Below are 23579 nucleotides of genomic sequence, written 5' to 3' on the forward strand. Positions count from 1 at the left end.
TTTTACTTGTGGTGAGTAAGAAGAGATATTCCGGCATGGGCATTCTTCAGGCTATAGCCTTACAGGATCAATCACCACCTCCCCAGGAGGTGGTTTAGGGATGACAATAAAAAAATCCCCTCAAGTGAGGGGATTTTTTTGTAGGCCCGGTAAGCGTAGCCCCACCGGGCGTTTTTCACAGAAGCGCAATACTTCCCACCATCACCCCGCTCAACGCCACCAGCCCCGCGGTGAGCCACAGCGCTTTCGCCGGGAATGATTTACGCAGCATAATCAGCGACGGCAGGCTGATGGCCGGTAACGTGATGAGCAATGCCAGTGCCGGTGCGGTGCCCATGCCGGCCAGCATCATGGTCTGAACAATAGGAATTTCTGCGGCGGTAGGGATCACAAACAGGCAGCCTGCAACGGCCATCGCAATGACCCACAACAGCGTGTTGTCGATAGCGCCATCCGCATGCGGGAAGAGCCAGACGCGCGCCGCGCCGAGAACCAGCACCGCCAGGATATAGACCGGAATGGTGCTCCAGAAAAGCTGCCATAGCGCCCTGCCCCAGCGCGCAAAGAACCCGCCCTGCGGCTCGCTGACGTCCAGCTCAACAGACGCGGACTCTGGCGTCTTATCCTTCACCAGATTTTGCACCAGCGTCGCCACCACCAGCACGGTCAGCAGTCCGGCCACCAGACGAATGAACGCGAAATGCCAGCCCAGGACAAAGCCCATAAAAACCAGCGTCGCCGGATTGAGCAGCGGGTTGCCCATCCAGAACGCCAGCGCGCCGCCCATCGGCACGCGCTGGCGGCGCATCCCTGCCGCCACGGGCGCAGCGCAGCAGGAGCACATCATGCCCGGCAGGGAGAAGATCGTTCCCAGCAGCGTACCCTGAAAGCGCGGCTGTCCGAGGGTTTTCACCAGCCAGTTGCGCGGGATCAGCACCTGAATCAGTGAGCCCAGGATCACGCCCAGGACGGCAGCCTTCCAGACGGCAAGGAAGTAGACCATGGCATAGTCCCACGCCGCCTGAAGCGGGCTGGCATCCGCCTGAGCGAGAATAGATTTACCGATGCTGTGCGTTTCGGCGGCGGTGAAGGCTTTGCCGTAGTATGGTTGCCATTTCACGTACCAAAGGCCAACAATGACCACGAGAAAGAAGAGTGCGGGCTTCCACCATTGAACAGGTGTTGCCGCCTGAGATGAAGACTGACCAGTCATAGCATTCCCCGGAGAGTATGAGTAATTAGCCGGGGGAGTTTACGCCTCGCCCTGCGCGATTTCACGCAGTTTTGCCGAAGGGATAATGTTTACGCCCGCTTTCGACGGAGCCAGTCCCTCTTTTAACATCGCACGCGCGACGTCCCGCGCCTCGATAGATTTCCAGTTGCCGGGCAGGATCCGAAACAGCGGGGCAAATATCGACTCGTTAAAGCGGCGCTCGTCCCGGTGGCCGATCAGCATTGAGGGGCGCACAATCGTCAGCTGCTCCCATTTCTGCGCAATCAGCGCATCCTCCATCTTGCCCTTCACCTTGTTGTAGAAGAAAGGCGATCCGGCACTGGCGCCCAGCGCGCTGACCACCAGAAAATGTCTGGCTCCCAGCTTTTTCGCCGTAAGCGCGGTGTCCACCACCAGCGTATAGTCGGCGTGGATAAATGCCTCTTTGCTCCCCGCCTCCCGCCGCGTGGTGCCCAGACAGCAAAAGGCGATATCAATCGGGTCCTGGACCTGCGCCAGCGCATCCGTCAGCTGGGGATCGTGCGGATTAAAGACCCCGGCGATGTCCACCAGCGGTCGACGCGTCGGGGCGGCGATGTAGTTCACGCGGCGATCCTGAATCAGCAGCCGCAGCAGATGATCGCCCACTAATCCGGTAGCACCGGTAATCAGTACCTGACTCATCGTATCCCCTTTACAGAATTGTCCGTTTGCGAACTCGGCGTCGTCGACCACACTTAGAAGTCTGTTACAGGTAAGTATTTACCACAAGCGGAGAAAAATCAGTCTGAAGCCAAAACAACGGAGGAAGCATGGGCAAGAAAATCGCAGTCTTGATTACCGACGAGTTTGAAGATTCAGAATTCACCTCTCCTGCAGAGGCGTTCCGCAAGGCGGGACATGAGGTCATCACCATCGAGAAAGAGGCGGGCAAAACGGTGAAAGGCCATAAGGGCGAGGCCAGCGTGACCATCGACGAGACTATCGATAACGTGAGCCCCTCAGATTTTGACGCCCTGCTTTTACCCGGCGGCCATTCACCGGATTCCCTGCGCGGAGACGAGCGCTTCGTAACCTTCACCCGGGACTTTGTCTCTACCGGCAAACCGGTCTTTGCCATCTGTCACGGCCCGCAGTTGCTCATCAGCGCGGAGGTTGTACGCGGGCGTAAGCTCACGGCGGTGAAACCAATCGTTATCGATCTGAAAAATGCGGGGGCCGAGTTTTACGATCAGGAGGTGGTCAACGACAAAGACCAGCTGATCACCAGCCGGACCCCGGACGATCTCCCGGCGTTTAACCGCGAAGCGCTACGCCTGCTCGGCGCGTAACCAGTGCAGCTTCTTGCCAAAGCCCAGGGTGTTGTCGGTAAATTTCAGCTCATCGAGGCGGATTTCCCACACCGGGGCTTTTAGCGCAGCGGCGACCGGAAAGCGGCGCGTGTAGTGCTTGCGACGCGCGTCGCTCTCTTCTCCGTCCAGGCGACGGATTTCCCCTTTAAACTGTACCCCACGGATCAGCGCGACTGTTTTCGGCTGGCCATTTACCGTGCCCGCGACTTTTGCCTGCTGGCCGGTCATCTGCGCATGACGCGTTTTGTCTTCGCTCATGACGTAAAATGCGACGCGCTCCGGATCGTAGTAGTAAAATGCGTTTGCGCACCACATCTCACCCTCGCTGTAGACGCACCAGGTGACGACGTGCTGCTTCGCCAGCCAGCGGTTAATGGCGGCCAGTGTTTCCATTTTCGTTCTCTCTCATGCTATGGTGCGTTCACCTTAACATACTGAATCTGTTTACCGTGTGCTGGTTTCTCTATCTTGTCCGAACCGCTGATAACGCACTCTACACCGGGATCACCACCGATGTGGCGCGGCGTTTTTTACAACATCAAACGGGGAAAGGGGCAAAAGCGCTGCGGGGGAAAGGAGAATTACAGCTCGCCTTTTCGGCGCCCGTCGGTGACCGATCGCTGGCGCTCAGGCTGGAATACCGCATCAAACAGCTGACGAAGCGCCAGAAAGAGCGCCTCGTGACCGGAGACGGCTCCTTTGAGGCGCTACGCGAGAGCCTGATTAAAAGCGATTGAAATGGTCGTGGTATTCAACCAGACCATTGACGCCGTTGAGCGCGTCGTCCGCCAGACGGTGCACCTGGAAAGCGGATTCCGTACCCGGCCAGCGGCAGCGCAGATCGTAATGCGCGGCCTGCTCGAAGCCCAAACGGCCATAGAATGCCGGATCGCCCAGCGTTACAACGGCCGCATAACCGAACTCATTGAGCGAATCCAGCCCTTCATAGACCAGCTGGCGCGCCAGCCCCTGCCCGCGATAGTTTTCATCCACCGCCAGCGGTGCCATACCGACCCACTGCAGCTCTTCGCCCTGAACGATGACCGGACTGAAAGCAACATAGCCCACCACCTGACCTTCATCATCGGTGGCAACCAGCCCCAGCGTGATCAGGCCGTCTTCACGGAGATCGTGGACCAGTTGGGCTTCCGCATCACTCTCAAAAGAGCGGCGTAATAACGCATCGATACCCGGTGCATCAATCCCAATTTCGACTCGAATCAGCATGGCTCACCTACTGAAGTGTGTTTACTGTCCGGCGGGGTTTTCAGCCCGGCCTCAACGAAATCTGCCATTTGCATTAACATCACGCGCAGCGCTTTCGGCATCTGCTCCAGCTCAATGGCATCCATTAAATTTTTAACGTACAGGCCCAGCTCCGTGTCGCCTTCAATCACCAGACGGCGCTGGAAGAAGAGCGTATCCGGATCCTGCTTGCGCGCGGCGATCATCAGCAGATCGCTGGCGTTGGCGCTAAAGCTCACGTCCGCCTCGGCGGTTTCGCGGACGATCAGCTGGTCATTCTCAACGGAGGTAAACCAGCGCAGCCCGATGTCACGTACCTCAATGCTCAACCAGCGGCCTTCCAGGAATTCCAGCTCGCCATCCTGCAGCGCCTGGCGGAACTGCCAGCTCAGGACCTGCTCCAGCACCTGACGTTTAAGCGCGAACGGCGCCAGCTTTACCGGCACGCTCAGCATTGATGGGCCAAATTGTACGAGACGTGAACGCAGTTTATCCAGCACGAGCTTTACTCCCTGATATCTATAGTCCTGCTATTTTGCCATATCCGACGCATAACATAGCGGCGTAAATCAACAAACCGTCGTCCGGACAACCTCATTATTGGTGCCATCAATACGCCATTAGCTGCCTTAAATCAAAAATTGTCGCGTATGGGTTAATTAAAATCCCAGCTCGTTAACATTTTTGCGATCGACAACATCAGGATAAATTATGGAGCTGCTCTGCCCTGCCGGAAACCTTCCGGCGCTTAAGGCGGCCATCGAAAATGGGGCCGATGCGGTCTATATCGGGCTGAAAGATGACACCAATGCCCGCCATTTTGCTGGCCTCAACTTTACGGAGAAAAAGCTTCAGGAAGCCGTTAACTTCGTTCATCAGCACCGCCGCAAGCTGCATATCGCCATCAATACCTTTGCTCATCCTGACGGCTACGCCCGCTGGCAGCGCGCGGTGGATATGGCGGCACAGCTGGGTGCCGATGCGCTGATTCTGGCCGACCTCGCCATGCTTGAGTATGCGGCAGAACGCTATCCCCATATTGAGCGCCACGTCTCTGTTCAGGCATCTGCCACCAACGAAGAGGCCGTGCGTTTTTATCACCGAAACTTTGACGTGGCCCGCGTGGTGCTGCCGCGCGTACTCTCTATTCATCAGGTTAAGCAACTCGCGCGCGTCACGCCAGTGCCGCTGGAAGTTTTTGCCTTTGGTAGCCTGTGCATTATGGCCGAAGGCCGTTGCTATCTTTCCTCGTATTTAACCGGCGAGTCGCCAAATACCGTCGGGGCCTGCTCCCCTGCCCGCTTTGTCCGCTGGCAGCAAACGCCGCAGGGGCTGGAATCTCGCCTGAATGAGGTGCTGATCGACCGCTATCAGGACGGTGAAAACGCCGGTTATCCTACCCTGTGTAAAGGCCGCTATCTGGTCGACGGCGAGCGTTACCATGCCCTGGAAGAGCCCACCAGCCTTAACACGCTGGAGCTGCTGCCGGAGCTGCTGGCGGCCAATATCGCCTCGGTGAAAATTGAAGGTCGCCAGCGCAGCCCGGCGTACGTGAGCCAGGTGGCGAAAGTGTGGCGTCAGGCTATCGACCGCTGCATGGCGGACCCGCAGAACTACGCGCCGCAGCAGGCCTGGATGGAGACGCTCGGATCGATGTCCGAAGGCACGCAAACCACGCTGGGCGCGTATCACCGTAAATGGCAGTGAGAAAATCATGAAATATTCATTAGGGCCAGTGCTTTACTACTGGCCAAAAGAGACGCTGGAAGATTTTTACCAGCAGGCCGCCACCAGCAGCGCCGATGTGATTTACCTCGGCGAAGCGGTGTGCAGCAAACGTCGGGCGACGAAAGTGGGCGACTGGCTGGAGATGGCGAAAAGCCTGGCGGGAAGCGGCAAACAGGTGGTGCTTTCCACGCTCGCGCTGGTGCAGGCCTCTTCTGAACTGGGCGAGCTGAAACGCTACGTTGAGAACGGCGAGTTCCTGCTGGAAGCGAGCGATCTCGGCGTGGTGAACATGTGTGCCGAGCGCAAGCTGCCGTTTGTCGCGGGTCATGCCCTGAACTGCTACAACGCGGTGACCCTGCGCCTGCTGCTCAAACAGGGGATGACGCGCTGGTGCATGCCGGTTGAACTCTCCCGCGACTGGCTGGCAAACCTGCTCACGCAGTGTGAAGAGCTGGGCATTCGCAACAAGTTTGAAGTGGAAGTGCTGAGCTACGGGCATCTGCCGCTGGCCTATTCCGCCCGCTGCTTTACCGCACGCTCGGAAGACCGTCCGAAAGACGAGTGCGAAACCTGCTGTATTAAGTATCCGAACGGGCGCAGCATGCTGTCGCAGGAGAATCAGCAGGTGTTTGTTCTCAACGGTATTCAGACCATGAGCGGCTATGTCTATAACCTCGGCAACGAGCTGGCGTCGATGGACGGGCTGGTCGATATGGTGCGCCTGTCGCCGCTGGATACCGGCGTGTTCGCGATGCTGGACGCCTTCCGCGCTAACGAAAATGGCGCTGCTCCGCTGCCGCTGACGGCAAACAGCGACTGTAACGGCTACTGGAAGCGTCTGGCCGGGCTGGAACTGCAGGCCTAAAAAAGGCTCACTTTGTTAACAACGGTTATCATTTTTTAATGCAGTATTAAAGATTCACCGTCGACAAAGTGAGCTGTTATGACTGACAAAACCCTTCCGTTTTCGGTGCTGGATCTGGCGCCGATCCCACAAGGCTCCTCGGCAAGAGAAGCCTTTTCGCACTCTCTGGATCTGGCTCAGCTGGCCGAAAAGCGTGGCTATCACCGCTACTGGCTGGCCGAACACCACAACATGGTGGGCATTGCCAGCGCCGCCACCTCGGTACTGATTGGTTATCTGGCGGCAAATACCACCACGCTGCACCTGGGCTCCGGCGGCGTGATGTTGCCGAACCACGCCCCGCTGGTGATCGCCGAGCAGTTCGGCACGCTGAATACCCTCTATCCGGGCCGTATTGATTTAGGGCTTGGCCGTGCGCCGGGCAGCGATCAGCCGACCATGCGCGCCCTGCGCCGCCATATGAGCGGCGATATCGACAACTTCCCGCGCGACGTGGCCGAACTGGTGGACTGGTTCGACGCGCGTGACCCGAACCCGCACGTGCGCCCGGTACCGGGTTACGGCGAGAAGATCCCGGTCTGGCTGCTGGGCTCAAGCCTCTACAGCGCGCAGCTTGCCGCCCAGCTGGGGCTGCCGTTTGCGTTTGCCTCGCATTTCGCACCGGATATGCTGTATCAGGCACTGCATCTCTACCGCACGCACTTCAAACCGTCCGAGCGTCTGGAGAAACCGTACGCGATGGTCTGTATCAACATTATTGCCGCCGACAGCAATCGCGACGCGGAATTCCTGTTCACCTCCATGCAGCAGGCGTTTGTGAAGCTGCGTCGCGGTGAGACGGGCCAGCTTCCGCCGCCGGTGGAGAATATGCATCAGCTGTGGTCAGCTTCAGAGCAGTATGGCGTACAGCAGGCGCTGAGCATGTCGCTGGTGGGTGATAAAGCGAAAGTGCGTCACGGGCTGGAAGCAGTGCTGCGCGAAACGCAGGCGGATGAAATTATGGTTAACGGCCAGATTTTCGATCACCAGGCACGTTTGCACTCGTTTGATTTGGCCATGCAGGTGAAAGAGGAGTTGGTGGGGTAGCCTTTTTGCCAGGTGGCGCTTCGCTTACCTGGCCTACGGGGACGCGTAGGCCGGATAAGGCGTAGCCGCCATCCGGCACAAAATGTTTACTGGTACACCGGCAACAGATTAAAACTCGACAGCACATGTACCAGGGCATTGCCCGCGCCAAACACCAGGATCAGCGCAATCATCGGCTTGCCGCCCCAGACGCGGAATTTCGGGCTGCCGAAGCGTTTACGTGATTTGCGGGCCAACAGCGCCGGCACAATCGCCGCCCAGATGGTTGCCGCCAGACCGGCATAGCCGATGGCGTACAGGAAACCGTTCGGCCACAGCAGGCCGCCCACAATCGGCGGCAGGAAGGTCAGCACCGCGGTTTTGAAGCGCCCCATCGCGGAATCATCAAAGCCAAACAGATCCGCCAGGTAGTCAAACAGGCCCAGCGTCACGCCGAGGAAAGAGCTCGCCACCGCGAAGTTAGAGAAGATCACCAGCAGTAAATCCAGGCTGCGGCTGTTCAGCACGCCGCTCAGGGCCTGCACCAGCACATCAATGTTACCGCCCTTCTGCGCAATGCCGATAAATTCCGGACGCGGGATGTTACCCATCGTCCCCAGCAACCAAATCACATACAGCCCCAGCGCCAGCAGCGTGCCGTAGACCAGGCATTTCACGATGGTGCGCGGATCCTTGCCGTAGTACTTCATCAGGCTCGGCACGTTACCGTGGTAGCCAAACGACGCCAGGCAGAACGGCAGGGTCATCAGCAGGTAAGGCGTATAGGAGGTATTCACTTCGGCAACGTTAAACAGCGTGGCAGGCGTCACGTGCCCCAGCAGGCTGCCGAAGGTCAGGAAGAAGGTGATGACCTTCGCGCCCAGCACGATCGCCGTCATCCGGCTTACCGCTTTGGTACTCATCCAGACGATAAACGCCACGCCCAGCGCAAAGCACAGCCCGGCCAGACGCGCCGGTACGTTCAGCGACATCTCCGAGAAGGTGTGATGCAGAATCGAACCACTTGCCGAGATATACGCGTAGGTCAGAATATAGAGCACAAACGCGATGGACAGCCCGTTCACCAGGTTCCAGCCTTTGCCCAGCAGGTCTTTGGTGATGGTGTCGAAGCTCGCGCCAATGCGGTAGTTCAGGTTGGCTTCGAGGATCATTAGCCCGGAATGGAGCATACAGAACCAGGTAAAGACCAGCGCGGCCAGCGACCAGAAGAACCACGCACCGGACATGACCACGGGCAGGGAGAACATCCCGGCACCTATAATGGTTCCGCCGATGATCACCACGCCGCCAAGCAGCGAAGGTGACGTTTGGGTGGTGGTTAGTGTCGCCATACAGCCTTTTCTCCAGTCAATCATGCGGTTCTGCATTTTAATGTGACGCACTGTACCAGTACAAGAGTACAGAGGGAATAAAAAAAGCCCCGATAGCATGTATCGGGGCTGTATATTTTACTTTACGTCAGAAGCGTAAGGCTTACGCGTCACCGAAACGACGACGGCTGGTGCCTTCTTCACGACGCGGGCCACGGCTTTCACGGCGCTCGCCGGAGAAACGACGACCTTCACCACCGCGACCTTCGCTGCGACCGCCTTCACGACGCTCGCCGCCGAAACCGCGACCACCGCCACGACGTTCGCCGCCACGGTCAGGGCGTGGCTGTGCATCGCCCAGCAGCTGCATGTTCATCGGCTTGTTCAGGATGCGGGTACGCGTAAAGTGCTGCAGTACTTCACCCGGCATGCCTTTCGGCAGCTCGATGGTAGAGTGGGAGGCGAACAGCTTGATGTTACCAATGTAACGGCTGCTGATGTCGCCTTCGTTAGCGATAGCGCCAACGATGTGACGAACTTCAACACCATCATCACGGCCCACTTCAATGCGGTACAGTTCCATATCGCCTGCGTCGCGACGTTCACGACGAGGACGGTCTTCACCACCACGCTCTGGACGGTCACCACGTGGGCCACGATCGTTACGGTCGCCACGACGTTCGAAGCGGTCGTCACGGTCACGGAATTCACGCTTAGGACGCATCGGTGCATCTGGTGGCACGATCAGGCTACGTTCGCCCTGAGCCATTTTCAGCAGTGCTGCAGCCAGGGTTTCCATGTCCAGCTCTTCGCCTTCAGCAACAGGCTGAATCTGCGACAGCAGCGCACGGTACTGATCCAGATCGCTGCTTTCCAGCTGCTGCTGTACTTTGGCGGCGAATTTTTCCAGACGGCGTTTGCCCAGCAGTTCTGCGTTTGGCAGGTCCGCTTCTGGAATGGTCAGCTTCATGGTGCGTTCGATGTTACGCAGCAGACGACGCTCGCGGTTCTCAACGAACAGCAGCGCACGGCCAGCACGACCCGCACGACCGGTACGGCCGATACGGTGAACGTAAGACTCGGAATCCATCGGGATGTCGTAGTTAACAACCAGGCTGATACGCTCAACGTCCAGACCACGTGCTGCCACGTCGGTTGCAATCAGGATATCCAGACGACCGTCTTTCAGACGCTCCAGAGTCTGCTCACGCAGGGCCTGGTTCATGTCGCCGTTCAGCGCTGCGCTGTTGTAGCCGCTACGCTCCAGGGCTTCAGCCACTTCCAGGGTCGCATTTTTGGTACGAACGAAGATAATCGCCGCATCAAAATCTTCCGCTTCCAGGAAACGTACCAGCGCTTCGTTTTTACGCATGCCGTATACAGACCAGTAGCTCTGGCTGATATCCGGGCGAGTGGTTACGCTGGACTGAATACGCACTTCCTGAGGTTCTTTCATGAAGCGTTTGGTGATACGACGAATCGCTTCCGGCATGGTGGCAGAGAACAGCGCGGTCTGATGACCGTCCGGGATCTGCGCCATGATGGTTTCAACGTCTTCGATGAAGCCCATACGCAGCATTTCATCTGCTTCATCCAGTACCAGACCGCTCAGTTTAGAGAGGTCCAGGGTACCGCGCTTCAGGTGATCCAGCAGACGGCCCGGCGTACCGACAACAATCTGTGGGCCCTGGCGCAGGGCGCGTAACTGCACGTCATAACGCTGGCCGCCGTACAGGGCAACCACGTTTACGCCGCGCATATGTTTAGAGAATTCCGTCATGGCTTCTGCAACCTGAACAGCCAGTTCACGGGTTGGAGCCAGAACGAGGATCTGCGGTGCACGCAGGTCCGGATCAATGTTGTTCAGCAGCGGCAGCGAGAACGCTGCAGTTTTACCGCTACCAGTCTGGGCCATGCCCAGCACGTCACGACCAGAAAGCAGGTGTGGGATACACTCAGCCTGGATCGGAGATGGTTTTTCGTAACCCAGATCGTTAAGGGCTTCAAGGATAGGAGCCTTCAGGCCCAGATCTGCAAAAGTGGTTTCGAATTCAGCCATGTAGTACGAGTGCCTCAATGTCAATGGCGGCCAGTCTACTTAGCTCATCGTGAAAATGATTAGCAATTTTCATTGAAAAGTGTGAACCGGCTCAAAGTAGGTGTATTGACGAACAACAACGCCCTCACCAGTTAAGGTGATGGCAATCAAAAGATTACGGGCTGATGTTTATGTCGTCAGCTATTGCTGGTCCGATTCTGCCAGGTCGTCTTGCTCCTGGCCCAAGAGCGATAATTCCAACAATGCATAACGGTGCTCAACGAAGTTGTGTACGTTGTTAGCAACCGCTAATTTGAACAGTGCCGTAGCGCTGTCCTTATCCCCCAGACTTAGGTAGTACTTACCTAAATAGAAGTTGGTTTCACTGAGATGCTCAGCGAGCGAGGTGTTATCCGTTGCGTCCGCCTTGAGGCGTTCCATCAGCGTTGCTTCGCTAATGTTGCCCAGGTAGAACTCGACAATGTTCCATCCCCACTGTTCCTTGTCCGATTTATCGAAGCGCTGTTTCAGTGCCTCTTTTGCCTGCTTCTCATCGAGCTTCCGCTCAACGATGTAAAGCCACAGGCTACGGAAAGGATCATTAGGATCGTCTTGATAAAACGCCAGCAGATCATCTTGCGCTAACTTGTCACGACCGCCGTAATACAATGCGATACCGCGATTCAAGTGCGCGTAGTTGTAAGTTGGATCAAGCTCAAGTACAGAATCAAACGCTTCATAGGCAGCATCAAAATTGCCTGCCTGCGTTAAATAAATGCCTAAGTAATTGAATACTTCAGGCATATCAGGTCGGATAGCCAGCGCTTGTGAAAAATCATTTCGCGCCAATGCCCTCAGACCGAGACTATCATACAACACTCCGCGCTCATATAAAAGCTGTGCGCGTTCGTCATCGGTTAAAGCCCGACTGGCAAGTATTTGTTCCATGCGTGCCAGGATCACTTCCTGCTGCAAAGTCGGTTGCAATGGCACTGCGAGGACTTCGCTCTTACGCCAGGCAGAGTTGCTGCATCCTGCCAGCGTTAAAGCTGTCGCAACGAAACACCAGCGCAAAAAAGGCTTCATTTCCCACTCCCGAAGACAACTATTGGATGAACGTCCTGTCCCCCGGCGGCTTAACAAGGCGTCCTGCCTGATAATAGGCCCTCCGCAAAGCGGAGGGCAAATGGCAACTTACTCGCCTTGCTGTTCTGCTGCCTGTGCTTCTGGCGCAGCAGCTGGCTGAGACTGCTCGGTTGCTTCTTTAATGCTCAGACGGATACGGCCCTGGCGATCGACTTCCAGAACTTTAACCGGCACTTCCTGACCCATCTGCAGGTAATCGGTCACTTTCTCAACGCGCTTGTCAGCGATCTGAGAGATGTGAACCAGACCTTCTTTACCGCCGCCGATGGCAACGAACGCACCAAAGTCAACGATACGGGTCACTTTACCTGCATACACGCGGCCCACTTCGATTTCTGCAGTGATTTCTTCGATGCGACGGATCGCGAATTTCGCTTTCTCGCCGTCGGTTGCTGCGATCTTCACGGTACCGTCATCTTCGATTTCGATGGTGGTGCCGGTCTCTTCGGTCAGCGCACGGATTACGGAACCGCCCTTACCGATAACATCTTTGATCTTGTCTGGATTGATCTTGATGGTGTGAATACGCGGTGCGAATTCAGAGATATCACCGCGTGGCGCGTTGATAGCCTGTTCCATCACGCCCAGGATGTGCAGACGTGCACCCTTAGCCTGGTTCAGCGCAACCTGCATGATCTCTTTGGTGATACCTTCAATTTTGATATCCATCTGCAGCGCAGAGATACCGTCGCGGGAACCCGCTACTTTGAAGTCCATATCGCCCAGGTGGTCTTCGTCGCCCAGAATGTCAGACAGAACAACATAGTTGTCGCCTTCTTTCACCAGGCCCATTGCGATACCCGCAACGGCGGCTTTGATTGGCACGCCTGCATCCATCAGCGCCAGAGAGGCACCACACACGGAAGCCATGGAAGAGGAACCGTTGGATTCGGTGATTTCAGACACTACACGTACGGTGTACGGGAATTTGTCTGCTTCTGGCATCACTGCCAGCACGCCGCGCTTCGCCAGACGACCGTGACCAATTTCACGACGCTTCGGTGAGCCAACCATGCCGGTTTCACCTACGGAGTACGGAGGGAAGTTGTAGTGGAACAGGAAGCTGTCAGTGCGCTCGCCCATCAGTTCGTCGATGATCTGCGCGTCACGGGCTGTACCCAGGGTCGCGGTAACCAGCGCCTGCGTTTCACCACGGGTGAACAGCGCAGAACCGTGAGTACGTGGCAGCACGCCAGTACGCACATCCAGACCACGGATCATGTCTTTTTCACGGCCATCGATACGCGGCTCGCCAGCCAGCACGCGGCTACGAACAACGTTTTTCTCAATGGCGTGCAGGATTTCGCCAATTTCGTTAGCGTCCAGCGTTTCGTCTTCGGCAACCAGGGTCGCGGTTACTTCAGATTTGATCACATCAACCTGAGCGTAACGCTCCTGTTTGTCGGTGATGCGGTACGCATCGCTCAGACGAGATTCTGCCAGAGCTGCAACGCGTGCGTTCAGCGCGTCGTTGGCCGCTTCTGGCTGCCAGTCCCAACGTGGTTTACCGGCTTCTTTCACCAGGTCGTTGATGTTCTGGATAACAACCTGCTGCTGGTCATGGCCGAAGACCACAGCGCCCAGCATCTGGTCTTCGCTCAGCAGTTCAGCTTCGGATTCAACCATCAGCACAGCGGCTTCGGTACCCGCAACCACCAGGTCCAGCTTACTTTCTTTCAGCTCTTCCTGAGTTGGGTTCAGCACGTACTGGTCGTTGATGTAACCGACGCGCGCGGCACCGATTGGGCCATTGAATGGAATACCAGACAGTGACAGGGCAGCGGACGCACCGATCATCGCCACGATGTCCGGGTTAACCTGTGGGTTAACGGAAACAACGGTCGCGATAACCTGTACTTCGTTAACGAAGCCTTCCGGGAACAGCGGACGAACCGGGCGGTCAATCAGACGCGCGATCAGGGTTTCGCCTTCGCTTGGACGGCCTTCACGACGGAAGAAGCCACCCGGGATTTTACCGGCAGCGTAGGTACGCTCCTGGTAGTTAACGGTCAGCGGGAAGAAGTCCTGACCTGGTTTAGCTTTTTTCTGGCCCACAACGGTAACGAATACCGCAGTGTCATCCATGCTTACCATAACGGCAGCAGTCGCCTGACGTGCCATCATGCCGGTTTCCAGCGTGACGGTATGTTGACCATACTGGAATTTACGAACGATCGGATTCAGCAAAGTTCTGTCCTTTCTTAAATGTTTGACAGCACACCACCGGTGTGCTGTCGATTTGACCCGACCTTCTTCGCATCCTCGCGACTAATGACAACCAACACCCCCCTGGGTGAAGCCTCTCATTAGCCGCGCGAACCTCTGCAATGAAGATCATTTATAGCAACAATACAATAGTTTCCAGTGAATTGCTGCCGTCTGCTTGAAAAAAGGGGCCATCAGGCCCCCTTTTCTGAAACTCGCAAGACTTAGCGACGCAGACCCAGACGCTCGATCAGCGCGGTGTAGCGTGCAACATCTTTACGTTTCAGGTAGTCGAGCAGTTTACGACGCTGAGAAACCATACGCAGCAGACCACGACGGCTGTGGTGATCTTTTTTGTGCTCTGCAAAGTGACCCTGCAGGTGGTTAATCTGTGCAGTCAGCAGTGCAACCTGAACTTCGGTAGAACCGCTGTCGTTAGTACCACGACCAAACTCAGAAACGATTTTAGCTTTAGCTTCAACGCTTAGAGACATTTTCAAACTCCAAAGTATAAAGAATGTAAGGATGCCGATCTCTAATTCAGCAATCCCATGTACGCCCCGCAGATTGTTAAACAATTTACCAGGCGTTAAGCGGCGATATTCTACTCGTCTCCCCTGCTTATCGCAAGGTGAGCCGTTATTACCGTCACGCGTCGACCGGATATTCGACGACCAGACGACGCGGCGCAACGCGCCCTTCGCCATCCATTTCGCCCATGCCGATGAATTTCCCTTCGTCACCTTCAGTCACGCGTACCAGGCCTTCCAGCGGCGCATCTGACGTACGAACCGGGTTGCCGTTCTTAAAGTAAACGGACGATGTTAAAGGAAGATTAACAACCGGGAAGTCCGCAGCCGGACTGTCCATCGGCATCAGCAGTGGGTCGAGCAGCTCTGCCGGCGCGATCCCCTGAGATTCCGCCTGTTCAACCAGCTCGCGCAGATGTTCCAGGGTCACCATTCGCTCCACCGGGTACTTGCTCACCGCAAGGCGACGCAGGTAAATCACATGCGCGCCGCAGCCCAGCTTTTCACCGAGGTCATCAATGATGGTGCGAATATAGGTCCCTTTCGAACAGTGCACTTCCAGCTCCAGCTCATCACCTTCGTGGCGAATAAAGAGCAGCTCATACACGGTAATCGGACGGGCTTCACGCGGGACGTCAATACCCTGGCGCGCGTATTCGTAGAGTTTTTTGCCCTGATACTTCAGCGCCGAATACATCGACGGCACCTGCATCGTCTCCCCACGGAAGCTCTCCAGCGCCGCATCAAGCTGCTCCGCACTAAAGGTCACCGGACGCTCTTCCACGACCTGGCCATCCGCGTCGGAGGTATCCGTGCGCTGGCCCAGCTTAGCGATTACGCGGTAACGCTTATCGGAGTCGAGCAGGTACTGGGAAAATTTTGTCGCCTCTCCCAGACAGACCGGCAGCATGCCGGTTGCCAGCGGATCGAGCGCGCCGGTGTGGCCCGCTCGGTTGGCGTTAAAAATACGCTTCACTTTTTGCAGCACGTCGTTGCTGGAAGCGCCCTGGGGTTTATCCAGCAGCAGCACACCATGCACGTCGCGACCACGACGACGAGGACGACTCATCAGTCCTCCTTGCTGTCGTCCGCCGGGTTAACACGACGCTCATCGTCATGTTTCACCACGCTGGTCACCAGGTTGGACATACGCATACCTTCGACCAGCGAGTTGTCGTAGAAGAAGGTCAGTTCAGGCACGATACGCAGGCGCATCGCTTTGCCGAGCAGAGAGCGGATGAAACCAGAGGCTTCCTGCAGCGCTTTAATGCCGTTTTTCACTGCGGCTTCGTCCTGATCGTTCAGGAAGGTGACGAACACTTTTGCATAGGCCAGGTCGCGGGACATTTCCACACCGGAAACGGTGGTCATCATGCCGACGCGCGGGTCTTTGATTTCACGTTGCAGAATGAGTGCGATCTCTTTCTGCATTTCCTGCGCTACGCGCTGAGGGCGACCAAATTCTTTCGCCATAATAAATTCTCCAGACAAAAAAGGGGCTAAAGCCCCTTTTTGAAATTATTGCCGGGTGGCGCGAGGCGATCCCGGCTTACAATCGGAAATTAAGCGATGGTACGCTGAATTTCGATGATCTCGAACACTTCGATCATATCGCCAACGCGAACGTCGTTGTAGTTCTTCACGCCGATACCACATTCCATGCCGTTACGGACTTCGTTAACGTCATCTTTGAAGCGGCGCAGGGATTCCAGCTCGCCTTCATAGATAACCACGTTGTCACGCAGTACGCGGATTGGGTTGTGACGCTTGATGTTACCTTCGGTAACCATACAGCCCGCGATCGCACCGAATTTCGGTGATTTGAACACGTCACGTACTTCAGCCAGACCGATGATCTGCTGTTTCAGCTCAGGAGACAGCATACCGCTCATCGCTGCTTTCACTTCGTCGATCAGGTTATAGATGACGGAGTAGTAACGCAGATCCAGGCTTTCGGATTCAATCACTTTACGCGCAGAGGCATCCGCACGAACGTTGAAGCCAACCAGGATAGCGTTGGAGGCAGCAGCCAGGGTCGCGTCGGTTTCGGTGATACCACCTACGCCAGAACCGATGATCTTCACTTTCACTTCGTCGGTAGACAGTTTCAGCAAGGAGTCGGAGATCGCTTCCACAGAACCCTGAACGTCGGCTTTCAGAACGATGTTCACTTCGTGAACTTCGCCATCGGTCATGTTGGCAAACATGTTCTCGAGTTTAGATTTCTGCTGACGAGCCAGTTTAACTTCACGGAATTTGCCCTGACGATACAGTGCCACTTCACGCGCTTTCTTCTCGTCACGCACCACGGTCACTTCGTCACCAGCAGCCGGAACACCGGACAGGCCCAGGATTTCCACTGGAATGGACGGACCTGCTTCCAGCACTTCCTGACCCAGTTCGTTACGCATCGCACGAACGCGACCGTATTCGAAACCGCACAGAACGATATCGCCTTTATGCAGTGTACCTTCACGAACCAGAACGGTAGCAACAGGGCCACGTCCTTTATCCAGGAAGGATTCGATAACCGCACCGCTCGCCATACCGTTACGGATGGCTTTCAGCTCCAGAACTTCGGCCTGCAGCAGGATCGCGTCCAGCAGTTCGTCGATACCGGTACCCGCTTTCGCAGACACGTGTACGAACTGGCTTTCGCCGCCCCACTCTTCCGGCAGGATACCGTACTGGGAAAGTTCGTTTTTAACACGATCGGGATCCGCTTCTGGCTTATCGATCTTGTTCACCGCAACCACAACCGGCACACCCGCTGCTTTCGCGTGCTGGATAGCTTCGATGGTCTGCGGCATGACGCCGTCGTCTGCAGCAACAACCAGAACAACGATATCCGTCGCCTGAGCACCACGAGCACGCATGGAGGTAAATGCGGCGTGGCCTGGGGTATCCAGGAAGGTGATCATACCGTTGTCAGTTTCTACGTGGTATGCACCGATGTGCTGAGTAATACCACCCGCTTCGCCAGAGGCAACCTTGGTAGAGCGAATGTAGTCAAGCAGCGAGGTTTTACCGTGGTCAACGTGACCCATGATGGTCACTACCGGTGCGCGCGGTTCTGCCGCAGCACCTGTGTCACGGTCGCTCATTACTGCTTCTTCCAGCTCGTTTTCACGACGCAGGATAACTTTGTGGCCCATCTCTTCCGCAACCAGCTGCGCGGTTTCCTGATCGATCACCTGGTTGATGGTTGCCATCGCGCCCAGCTTCATCATTGCTTTGATGACCTGAGAGCCTTTAACCGCCATCTTGTTCGCCAGTTCGCCAACGGTAATGGTTTCGCCGATCACAACGTCACGGTTAACGGCCTGAGCCGGCTTCTGGAAGCCCTGCTGCAGAGCGGAACCTTTACGCTTGCCGCCTTTACCACCGCGAACAGCCGCACGTGCTTCTTCACGGTCAGCTTTAGATTCCGCGTGCTTGTTACCTTTTTTCGCCGGACGCGCTGCTTTTGCATTACGACCACGGCCACGGCCGCCTTCTACTTCACGGTCGTTATCATCTTCAGCCTGACGTGCGTGCTGAGAAGTGGTCACGTGATAGTCGCTGGTGTCTTCAGACTGCTCAGCGGTATCAACACCGTTCTTCTCATTTTCTTCTGCCATGCGACGCGCTTCTTCGGCGACGCGGCGAGCTTCTTCTTCCAGCTTACGGCGGGCTTCTTCTTCCGCTTTACGCTTCAGTTCGGCAGCTTCATTTTCACGGCGGGCTTTTTCAGCCTGGGCGGTTTTGGTCATTTCGTCTGTCTGTTGATTGCTCACTTTGTCTTTTTCCGCAGCGTCACGCTTCACTTTATCACTTGCGTCGCGTTTCGCTTTTTCTGCGGCCTCACGTTCAGCTTTTAATTCTGCTTCACGTTTAGCGGCTGCTTCCGCCTCACGCTGAGCTTGTTCTTCCGCTTCACGCTGTGCCTGCTCTTCCGCGGCAAGGCGTTCTGCCTCTTGCGGATCACGTTTTACAAAGGTGCGCGTCTTGCGGACTTCAATTTGTACCGATTTGCTTTTGCCACCGGTACCAGGGATGTTTAACGTGCTACGCGTTTTGCGCTGCAGCGTTAACTTGTCAGGCGTAGAGCCGTGTTCACGGTTCAGGTGCGTTAACAAGGTTTGTTTTTCTTGCGCGGTCACCGAGTCATCAGCGGACTTCGGGATCCCTGCATCAGCAAATTGCTGTACCAGGCGGTCCACGGAGGTCTGAATCTCAGCAGCCAGCGATTTTACAGTTACATCAGTCATGCTGTTCCTTCCTGCTACAGTTTATTACGCTTCGTCGCCGAACCAGCAAATATTACGTGCGGCCATGATGAGCTCGCCGGCTTTCTCGTCGGTTAAACCTTCGATATCAGCCAGGTCATCAACGCCTTGCTCAGCGAGATCTTCCAGCGTACAAACACCACGGGCAGCCAGCTTGAACGCAATCGCACGATCAAGACCTTCCAGATTCAGCAGGTCATCAGCCGGCTTCTTATCGCCAAGGCTTTCTTCCTGAGCCAGTGCCAGGGTGGTCAGTGCGTTTTTAGCGCGTTCACGCAGGGCTTCAACGGTTGGTTCATCCAGACCGTCAATTTCCAGCAGCTCTTTCATTGGCACATAGGCCAGTTCTTCCAGCGTAGAGAAACCTTCTTCAACCAGAACAGTGGCGAAATCTTCGTCAATATCCAGGTATTTGGTGAAGGTATCGATCGCCGCATGGGCTTCAGCCTGATGCTTAGCCTGCAGGTCATCAACGGTCATGACGTTGAGTTCCCAGCCGCTCAGCTGTGACGCCAGGCGTACGTTCTGACCGTTACGGCCGATTGCCTGCGCCAGGTTGCCCGCTTCAACAGCGATATCCATGGTGTGTTTGTCTTCGTCAACAACGATAGACGCCACATCAGCCGGAGCCATTGCGTTGATCACGAACTGCGCCGGGTTGTCATCCCACAGAACGATATCAATACGTTCGCCGCCCAGCTCAGTAGAAACTGCCTGGACACGCGCACCGCGCATACCGACGCAAGCACCGACCGGGTCGATACGCTTGTCGTTGGTTTTCACCGCAATTTTCGCACGGGAGCCCGGATCGCGAGCCGCCGCTTTAATTTCGATAACTTCTTCACCGATTTCCGGTACTTCGATACGGAACAGTTCTACCAGCATTTCTGGTTTAGAACGGGTCACGAACAGCTGCGCACCGCGAGCTTCTGGACGCACAGCGTACAGAACACCACGAATACGGTCGCCCGGACGGAAGTTTTCACGCGGCAGCATATCTTCACGCAGGATCACGGCTTCAGCGTTACCCGGCAACCCTTCGGATTTGATCTCCAGAGAGATGTTGTCGCGGTTCACTTTCTTCACCACGCCGGTGATGATTTCGCCTTCCTGATCGCGGAACTGATCGACAACCAGCGCGCGCTCGGCTTCACGCACTTTCTGCACGATAACCTGTTTAGCGGTCTGGGTGGTGATACGGTCGAAGGTCACAGATTCAATCTGATCTTCAACGTAGTCACCCACGTTCAGACTTTCGTCTTCAAAACGGGCGGCTTCCAGCGTGATCTCTTTAGTCGGCTGGGTCACTTCTTCAACGATTACCCAACGACGGAATGTATCGAAGTCACCGCTTTTACGATCGATTTCTACGCGAACATCGATCTCTTGTTCGTATTTTTTCTTGGTTGCTGTAGCCAGTGCACTTTCCAGCGCTTCAAAAATCTTCTCACGCGGCAGTGATTTCTCGTTGGAGACGGCTTCAACAACAGCCAAAATTTCTTTGTTCATCGCGGGCTTTTCACCTCAATCCAGACTGTTAAAAGTGGGGAACCAGGTTCGCCTTCTGGATATTACTCAGCGCGAACACTTCATCTTTGCCTTCGACTGTCACCGTGATCATTTCACCATCAACGGCTTTGATAATTCCCTGCCATTTACGGCGGTTCTGTACGGCCATACGCAGAACGAGAGCCACTTCTTCACCGGTAAAGCGCACATAGTGCTCGGCCGTGAACATCGGGCGATCGAGGCCAGGTGAGGAAACTTCCAGGTTGTACGCAACGGTAATTGGGTCTTCAACATCAAGAACCGCACTCACCTGGTGGCTGACATCAGCACAATCATCAACATTGATGCCATCTTCACTATCAATATAGATGCGCAGCGTCGATGTACGGCCGCGAACGAATTCGATGCCGACCAGTTCGTAGCCCAGTGCTTCGACCGGTGCAGTAATCATCTCTGTTAATTTTTGCTCTAATGTGGACAAGCCCACCCCCAAGACATAAAAAAAGGGCGTAAAGCCCAGTTATTCTGTAGTCAGATAACAAAAAACCCCGATAAATCGGGGCTTTAGATAACTGAACCCTATAGCCACAACTGTGGCCTGGAGCACTCTCCGAAAGAATTTTTTCAAATCCAGCTACGAAGGCTCTAAGTCTTCACAGTATATTTGAAAAAGAACTTTATGGGAAAGTGGTTGCGGGGGCCGGATTTGAACCGACGACCTTCGGGTTATGAGCCCGACGAGCTACCAGGCTGCTCCACCCCGCGCCTGAAACGTGGCAAATTCTACGCGTTTTGGACAGAATTTGCAAATAATGCTGGGATTTGGTACCGAAGACGGGACGTAAAATCGGCGTTTAGTATATTGATAGTTGACCCCACCTGTCAAGGCGACTTCCGCCAGATCGATCAGACCAAAATTTTTACAAAAAACGCACGAGTCTCTTCCGGTCTTCGCCAAAAGATGATTAAATGAATACTCACTTATTTTGCATAAAAATGCACAAGAGAGCGAAAGCGGTCTCTAATCAGTCAATCAAGCAGGGTTTTATTCTATGACGACGATTCTCAAGCATCTTCCGGTAGGACAACGTATTGGCATCGCTTTCTCAGGTGGCCTGGATACCAGCGCTGCACTGCTGTGGATGCGCCAGAAGGGAGCGGTTCCGTATGCTTATACTGCGAACCTGGGTCAGCCGGATGAGGACGACTATGATGCCATTCCTCGTCGCGCGAAAGAGTATGGTGCAGAGAACGCGCGCCTGATTGACTGCCGTAAGCAACTGGTCGCGGAAGGTATCGCGGCGATTCAGTGTGGTGCATTCCATAACACCACCGGCGGCCTGACCTATTTCAACACCACCCCGCTGGGCCGTGCGGTCACCGGTACCATGCTGGTTGCCGCCATGAAAGAAGACGGCGTCAACATCTGGGGTGACGGCAGCACCTATAAAGGAAACGATATTGAACGTTTCTATCGTTATGGCCTGCTGACCAACGCCGAATTGCAGATCTACAAACCGTGGCTGGATACCGACTTCATCGACGAGCTGGGTGGTCGTCATGAGATGTCCGAGTTTATGATCGCCTGCGGCTTTGACTATAAGATGTCCGTCGAGAAAGCCTACTCTACCGACTCCAACATGCTGGGTGCGACGCACGAAGCAAAAGACCTGGAATTCCTGAACTCCAGCGTGAAGATCGTTAACCCAATCATGGGCGTGAAGTTCTGGGATGAGAACGTGAAGATCCCGGCAGAAGAAGTGACCGTGCGTTTCGAACGTGGTCATCCGGTTGCGCTGAACGGCAAAACCTTCTCTGATGACGTTGAGCTGATGCTGGAAGCTAACCGTATTGGTGGTCGTCACGGCCTGGGCATGAGCGATCAGATTGAAAACCGTATCATCGAAGCGAAAAGCCGTGGCATCTATGAAGCTCCGGGAATGGCGCTGCTGCATATTGCTTACGAGCGTCTGCTGACTGGTATTCACAACGAAGACACCATTGAGCAGTATCACTCTCATGGCCGTCAGCTGGGCAAACTGCTGTATCAGGGCCGCTGGTTCGATCCGCAGGCGCTGATGCTGCGTGATGCGCTTCAGCGTTGGGTGGCGAGTGCAATTACCGGTGAAGTGACCCTGGAACTGCGTCGCGGTAACGACTACTCCATCCTGAACACCGTGTCTGATAACCTGACCTATAAAGCAGAGCGTCTGACCATGGAGAAAGGTGAGTCAGTGTTCTCACCGGACGATCGTATTGGCCAGCTGACCATGCGTAACCTGGACATCACCGATACCCGTGAGAAGCTGTTCAACTATGTTGAGAATGGCCTGCTCTCTGCGAATTCAGGTAACGGCCTGCCGCAGGTTGAAAACCTGGAACACAGCGATAAGAAATAATCGATAATGAAACATGCAAAAGGCGCCCAATGGGCGCCTTTTTGTTCGGCTTTTGTAGGGCGGGTAAGCGCAGCGCCACCCGCCATTTTGCCCGGTGGCGCTGCGCTTACCGGGCCTACGAACGGCAAAAGCTACAGACGAAAAAAAAGACGTCTTTCGACGTCTTTCTTCTGGAATATTGGTACCGAGGATGGGACTCGAACCCACAAGCCCGTTAGGGCACTACCACCTCAAGGTAGCGTGTCTACCAATTCCACCACCTCGGTACGGAATACTTACTGCGGGATATCGCTGGTTGGCTTAGCCGGTGCAGCTGGCTGAGTCTGCTCAGTTTTTGCTGGCGCGCTCAGGTTTTCCCACTCGCTTCCTTTGCTGGTCTTGTTGCTGTTGATATTGCCAAGCACCAGACTGATGATGAAGAACAGCGTCGCCAGAATCGCCGTCGTGCGGGTCATGAAGTTCGCAGAACCACTTGAACCGAACAGCGTACCGGAAGCGCCTGCTCCGAAGGAGGCTCCCATATCAGCGCCTTTACCTTGCTGCAGCATAATCAGCGCTACGAGAGCGATGGCTACAATAAGGAAAACAACTAAAAGAGCTTCGTACATAATCAACCTGTTCCTTGCGGATTTGCCGCATACCAATGCTTCGACCAATTAGCAGGATTTCTGTTTCCCACTGAAGC

Annotated in this window: 23 protein-coding genes and 2 tRNA genes; 6 read left to right on the top strand and 19 right to left on the bottom strand. The window is 55.4% G+C overall.

Annotated features, from left to right (window positions below):
* Positions 1-175: 175 nt before the first annotated feature.
* Together FHC52_RS12900 and FHC52_RS12905 are read right to left on the bottom strand one after the other, a co-directional pair.
* Positions 176-1213: a permease gene (locus FHC52_RS12900; RefSeq protein WP_220420108.1), complete on the bottom strand. Its 1038-nt coding sequence runs from the start codon at positions 1211-1213 to the stop codon at positions 176-178.
* 39 nt (positions 1214-1252) lie between these two features.
* Positions 1253-1897 carry an NAD(P)H-binding protein gene (locus FHC52_RS12905; protein ID WP_032653594.1) on the bottom strand — a complete coding sequence of 215 codons (645 nt, stop codon included), beginning with the start codon at positions 1895-1897 and terminating at the stop codon, positions 1253-1255.
* 128 nt (positions 1898-2025) lie between these two features.
* Between FHC52_RS12905 and FHC52_RS12910 the strand changes: the two genes are divergently transcribed.
* On the top strand, positions 2026-2544 hold the full coding sequence (locus FHC52_RS12910; protein WP_008501486.1) for a type 1 glutamine amidotransferase domain-containing protein: 519 nt from the start codon (positions 2026-2028) through the stop codon (positions 2542-2544).
* On the opposite strand, the gene FHC52_RS12915 is transcribed toward FHC52_RS12910, so the two are convergent.
* Positions 2524-2958 (bottom strand): YhbP family protein, encoded by a 435-nt coding sequence (locus FHC52_RS12915; protein WP_008501485.1) that lies wholly within the window; start codon positions 2956-2958, stop codon positions 2524-2526. The two genes, FHC52_RS12910 and FHC52_RS12915, sit on opposite strands and share 21 nt — an antisense overlap.
* Before the next feature lie 14 nt (positions 2959-2972).
* Between FHC52_RS12915 and FHC52_RS12920 the strand changes: the two genes are divergently transcribed.
* Positions 2973-3302 carry a GIY-YIG nuclease family protein gene (locus FHC52_RS12920; protein WP_008501484.1) on the top strand — a complete coding sequence of 110 codons (330 nt, stop codon included), beginning with the start codon at positions 2973-2975 and terminating at the stop codon, positions 3300-3302.
* Here FHC52_RS12920 and FHC52_RS12925 read toward each other — a convergent pair.
* Both FHC52_RS12925 and FHC52_RS12930 read right to left on the bottom strand, forming a co-directional pair.
* Positions 3289-3792: a GNAT family N-acetyltransferase gene (locus FHC52_RS12925; RefSeq protein WP_021242248.1), complete on the bottom strand. Its 504-nt coding sequence runs from the start codon at positions 3790-3792 to the stop codon at positions 3289-3291. The two genes, FHC52_RS12920 and FHC52_RS12925, sit on opposite strands and share 14 nt — an antisense overlap.
* The gene (locus FHC52_RS12930) at positions 3786-4310 is read right to left on the bottom strand and encodes an SCP2 domain-containing protein (protein ID WP_008501482.1); all 525 of its coding nucleotides are present in this window, start codon (positions 4308-4310) and stop codon (positions 3786-3788) included. The genes FHC52_RS12925 and FHC52_RS12930 overlap by 7 nt, the downstream gene beginning before the upstream one ends.
* A gap of 211 nt (positions 4311-4521) precedes the next feature.
* Here FHC52_RS12930 and FHC52_RS12935 point away from each other — a divergent pair, with 211 nt between their 5' ends.
* From FHC52_RS12935 to FHC52_RS12945, 3 genes are all read left to right on the top strand, one after another.
* The gene (locus tag FHC52_RS12935; protein ID WP_021242249.1) at positions 4522-5517 is read left to right on the top strand and encodes a peptidase U32 family protein; all 996 of its coding nucleotides are present in this window, start codon (positions 4522-4524) and stop codon (positions 5515-5517) included.
* 7 nt (positions 5518-5524) lie between these two features.
* The gene (locus FHC52_RS12940; protein ID WP_021242250.1) at positions 5525-6403 is read left to right on the top strand and encodes a U32 family peptidase; all 879 of its coding nucleotides are present in this window, start codon (positions 5525-5527) and stop codon (positions 6401-6403) included.
* A 78-nt stretch (positions 6404-6481) separates the two neighbouring features.
* Positions 6482-7489 (top strand): luciferase-like monooxygenase, encoded by a 1008-nt coding sequence (locus FHC52_RS12945; RefSeq protein ID WP_220420109.1) that lies wholly within the window; start codon positions 6482-6484, stop codon positions 7487-7489.
* An 86-nt stretch (positions 7490-7575) separates the two neighbouring features.
* Here the strand turns inward: FHC52_RS12945 and mtr are convergent, their stop codons facing one another.
* The 12 genes from mtr to FHC52_RS13005 form a co-directional block, all read right to left on the bottom strand.
* Positions 7576-8820, bottom strand: a complete 1245-nt coding sequence (gene mtr / locus FHC52_RS12950) for a tryptophan permease (protein ID WP_087449354.1) — start codon at positions 8818-8820, stop codon at positions 7576-7578.
* Positions 8821-8962: 142 nt separating this feature from the next.
* Positions 8963-10858, bottom strand: coding sequence for a DEAD/DEAH family ATP-dependent RNA helicase (locus FHC52_RS12955; protein WP_021242253.1), 1896 nt, complete (start codon positions 10856-10858; stop codon positions 8963-8965).
* Positions 10851-10931 (bottom strand): protein YrbN, encoded by an 81-nt coding sequence (yrbN, locus tag FHC52_RS23030; protein ID WP_100122156.1) that lies wholly within the window; start codon positions 10929-10931, stop codon positions 10851-10853. The genes FHC52_RS12955 and yrbN overlap by 8 nt, the downstream gene beginning before the upstream one ends.
* Positions 10932-11038: 107 nt before the next feature.
* Entirely contained in the window at positions 11039-11923 is an 885-nt protein-coding gene (nlpI, locus tag FHC52_RS12965) for a lipoprotein NlpI (RefSeq protein ID WP_008501476.1), read from the bottom strand.
* Positions 11924-12031: 108 nt separating this feature from the next.
* Positions 12032-14170: a polyribonucleotide nucleotidyltransferase gene (pnp, locus tag FHC52_RS12970; RefSeq protein ID WP_008501475.1), complete on the bottom strand. Its 2139-nt coding sequence runs from the start codon at positions 14168-14170 to the stop codon at positions 12032-12034.
* Between the two features lie 242 nt (positions 14171-14412).
* Positions 14413-14682, bottom strand: a complete 270-nt coding sequence (rpsO, locus tag FHC52_RS12975) for a 30S ribosomal protein S15 (RefSeq protein WP_003861789.1) — start codon at positions 14680-14682, stop codon at positions 14413-14415.
* A gap of 154 nt (positions 14683-14836) precedes the next feature.
* Positions 14837-15787 (bottom strand): tRNA pseudouridine(55) synthase TruB, encoded by a 951-nt coding sequence (gene truB, locus FHC52_RS12980; RefSeq protein ID WP_058655019.1) that lies wholly within the window; start codon positions 15785-15787, stop codon positions 14837-14839.
* The gene (rbfA, locus tag FHC52_RS12985) at positions 15787-16191 is read right to left on the bottom strand and encodes a 30S ribosome-binding factor RbfA (RefSeq protein ID WP_003024988.1); all 405 of its coding nucleotides are present in this window, start codon (positions 16189-16191) and stop codon (positions 15787-15789) included. The genes truB and rbfA overlap by 1 nt, the downstream gene beginning before the upstream one ends.
* An 89-nt stretch (positions 16192-16280) precedes the next feature.
* Positions 16281-18968, bottom strand: coding sequence for a translation initiation factor IF-2 (gene infB, locus FHC52_RS12990; RefSeq protein ID WP_008501472.1), 2688 nt, complete (start codon positions 18966-18968; stop codon positions 16281-16283).
* Positions 18969-18992: 24 nt separating this feature from the next.
* Positions 18993-20495: a transcription termination factor NusA gene (nusA, locus tag FHC52_RS12995; RefSeq protein ID WP_003861798.1), complete on the bottom strand. Its 1503-nt coding sequence runs from the start codon at positions 20493-20495 to the stop codon at positions 18993-18995.
* 28 nt (positions 20496-20523) lie between these two features.
* A complete protein-coding gene (rimP, locus tag FHC52_RS13000) occupies positions 20524-20976 on the bottom strand; it encodes a ribosome maturation factor RimP (RefSeq protein ID WP_014833432.1) in 453 nt (150 codons plus the stop codon).
* A gap of 207 nt (positions 20977-21183) precedes the next feature.
* Positions 21184-21260: transfer RNA gene (locus FHC52_RS13005), tRNA-Met, on the bottom strand.
* 287 nt (positions 21261-21547) lie between these two features.
* On the opposite strand from FHC52_RS13005, the gene argG reads away from it, so the two are divergent.
* Positions 21548-22894: an argininosuccinate synthase gene (gene argG / locus FHC52_RS13010; protein WP_023294661.1), complete on the top strand. Its 1347-nt coding sequence runs from the start codon at positions 21548-21550 to the stop codon at positions 22892-22894.
* A gap of 179 nt (positions 22895-23073) precedes the next feature.
* On the opposite strand, the gene FHC52_RS13015 is transcribed toward argG, so the two are convergent.
* Together FHC52_RS13015 and secG are read right to left on the bottom strand one after the other, a co-directional pair.
* Positions 23074-23160 (bottom strand) — tRNA-Leu (locus FHC52_RS13015).
* Between the two features lie 9 nt (positions 23161-23169).
* Positions 23170-23502: a preprotein translocase subunit SecG gene (secG, locus tag FHC52_RS13020; RefSeq protein WP_021242256.1), complete on the bottom strand. Its 333-nt coding sequence runs from the start codon at positions 23500-23502 to the stop codon at positions 23170-23172.
* Between the last annotated feature and the right edge of the window lie 77 nt (positions 23503-23579).

This window comes from Enterobacter sp. EC_64 (assembly GCF_019584165.1).
Lineage (GTDB): Bacteria > Pseudomonadota > Gammaproteobacteria > Enterobacterales > Enterobacteriaceae > Enterobacter > Enterobacter roggenkampii.

Bases quoted from the DNA above. Each gene is read 5' to 3' on its own strand.
- nusA (WP_003861798.1), bottom strand. From the start codon at position 20,495: ATGAACAAAGAAATTTTGGCTGTTGTTGAAGCCGTCTCCAACGAGAAA.
- mtr (WP_087449354.1), bottom strand. From the start codon at position 8,820: ATGGCGACACTAACCACCACCCAAACGTCACCTTCGCTGCTTGGCGGC.
- FHC52_RS12900 (WP_220420108.1), bottom strand. From the start codon at position 1,213: ATGACTGGTCAGTCTTCATCTCAGGCGGCAACACCTGTTCAATGGTGG.
- yrbN (WP_100122156.1), bottom strand. From the start codon at position 10,931: ATGAAAATTGCTAATCATTTTCACGATGAGCTAAGTAGACTGGCCGCC.
- secG (WP_021242256.1), bottom strand. From the start codon at position 23,502: ATGTACGAAGCTCTTTTAGTTGTTTTCCTTATTGTAGCCATCGCTCTC.
- FHC52_RS12955 (WP_021242253.1), bottom strand. From the start codon at position 10,858: ATGGCTGAATTCGAAACCACTTTTGCAGATCTGGGCCTGAAGGCTCCT.
- nlpI (WP_008501476.1), bottom strand. From the start codon at position 11,923: ATGAAGCCTTTTTTGCGCTGGTGTTTCGTTGCGACAGCTTTAACGCTG.
- rbfA (WP_003024988.1), bottom strand. From the start codon at position 16,191: ATGGCGAAAGAATTTGGTCGCCCTCAGCGCGTAGCGCAGGAAATGCAG.
- argG (WP_023294661.1), top strand. From the start codon at position 21,548: ATGACGACGATTCTCAAGCATCTTCCGGTAGGACAACGTATTGGCATC.
- FHC52_RS12910 (WP_008501486.1), top strand. From the start codon at position 2,026: ATGGGCAAGAAAATCGCAGTCTTGATTACCGACGAGTTTGAAGATTCA.
- FHC52_RS12925 (WP_021242248.1), bottom strand. From the start codon at position 3,792: ATGCTGATTCGAGTCGAAATTGGGATTGATGCACCGGGTATCGATGCG.
- FHC52_RS12915 (WP_008501485.1), bottom strand. From the start codon at position 2,958: ATGGAAACACTGGCCGCCATTAACCGCTGGCTGGCGAAGCAGCACGTC.
- rpsO (WP_003861789.1), bottom strand. From the start codon at position 14,682: ATGTCTCTAAGCGTTGAAGCTAAAGCTAAAATCGTTTCTGAGTTTGGT.
- FHC52_RS12935 (WP_021242249.1), top strand. From the start codon at position 4,522: ATGGAGCTGCTCTGCCCTGCCGGAAACCTTCCGGCGCTTAAGGCGGCC.
- infB (WP_008501472.1), bottom strand. From the start codon at position 18,968: ATGACTGATGTAACTGTAAAATCGCTGGCTGCTGAGATTCAGACCTCC.
- FHC52_RS12920 (WP_008501484.1), top strand. From the start codon at position 2,973: ATGCTATGGTGCGTTCACCTTAACATACTGAATCTGTTTACCGTGTGC.
- truB (WP_058655019.1), bottom strand. From the start codon at position 15,787: ATGAGTCGTCCTCGTCGTCGTGGTCGCGACGTGCATGGTGTGCTGCTG.
- FHC52_RS12940 (WP_021242250.1), top strand. From the start codon at position 5,525: ATGAAATATTCATTAGGGCCAGTGCTTTACTACTGGCCAAAAGAGACG.
- FHC52_RS12905 (WP_032653594.1), bottom strand. From the start codon at position 1,897: ATGAGTCAGGTACTGATTACCGGTGCTACCGGATTAGTGGGCGATCAT.
- FHC52_RS12945 (WP_220420109.1), top strand. From the start codon at position 6,482: ATGACTGACAAAACCCTTCCGTTTTCGGTGCTGGATCTGGCGCCGATC.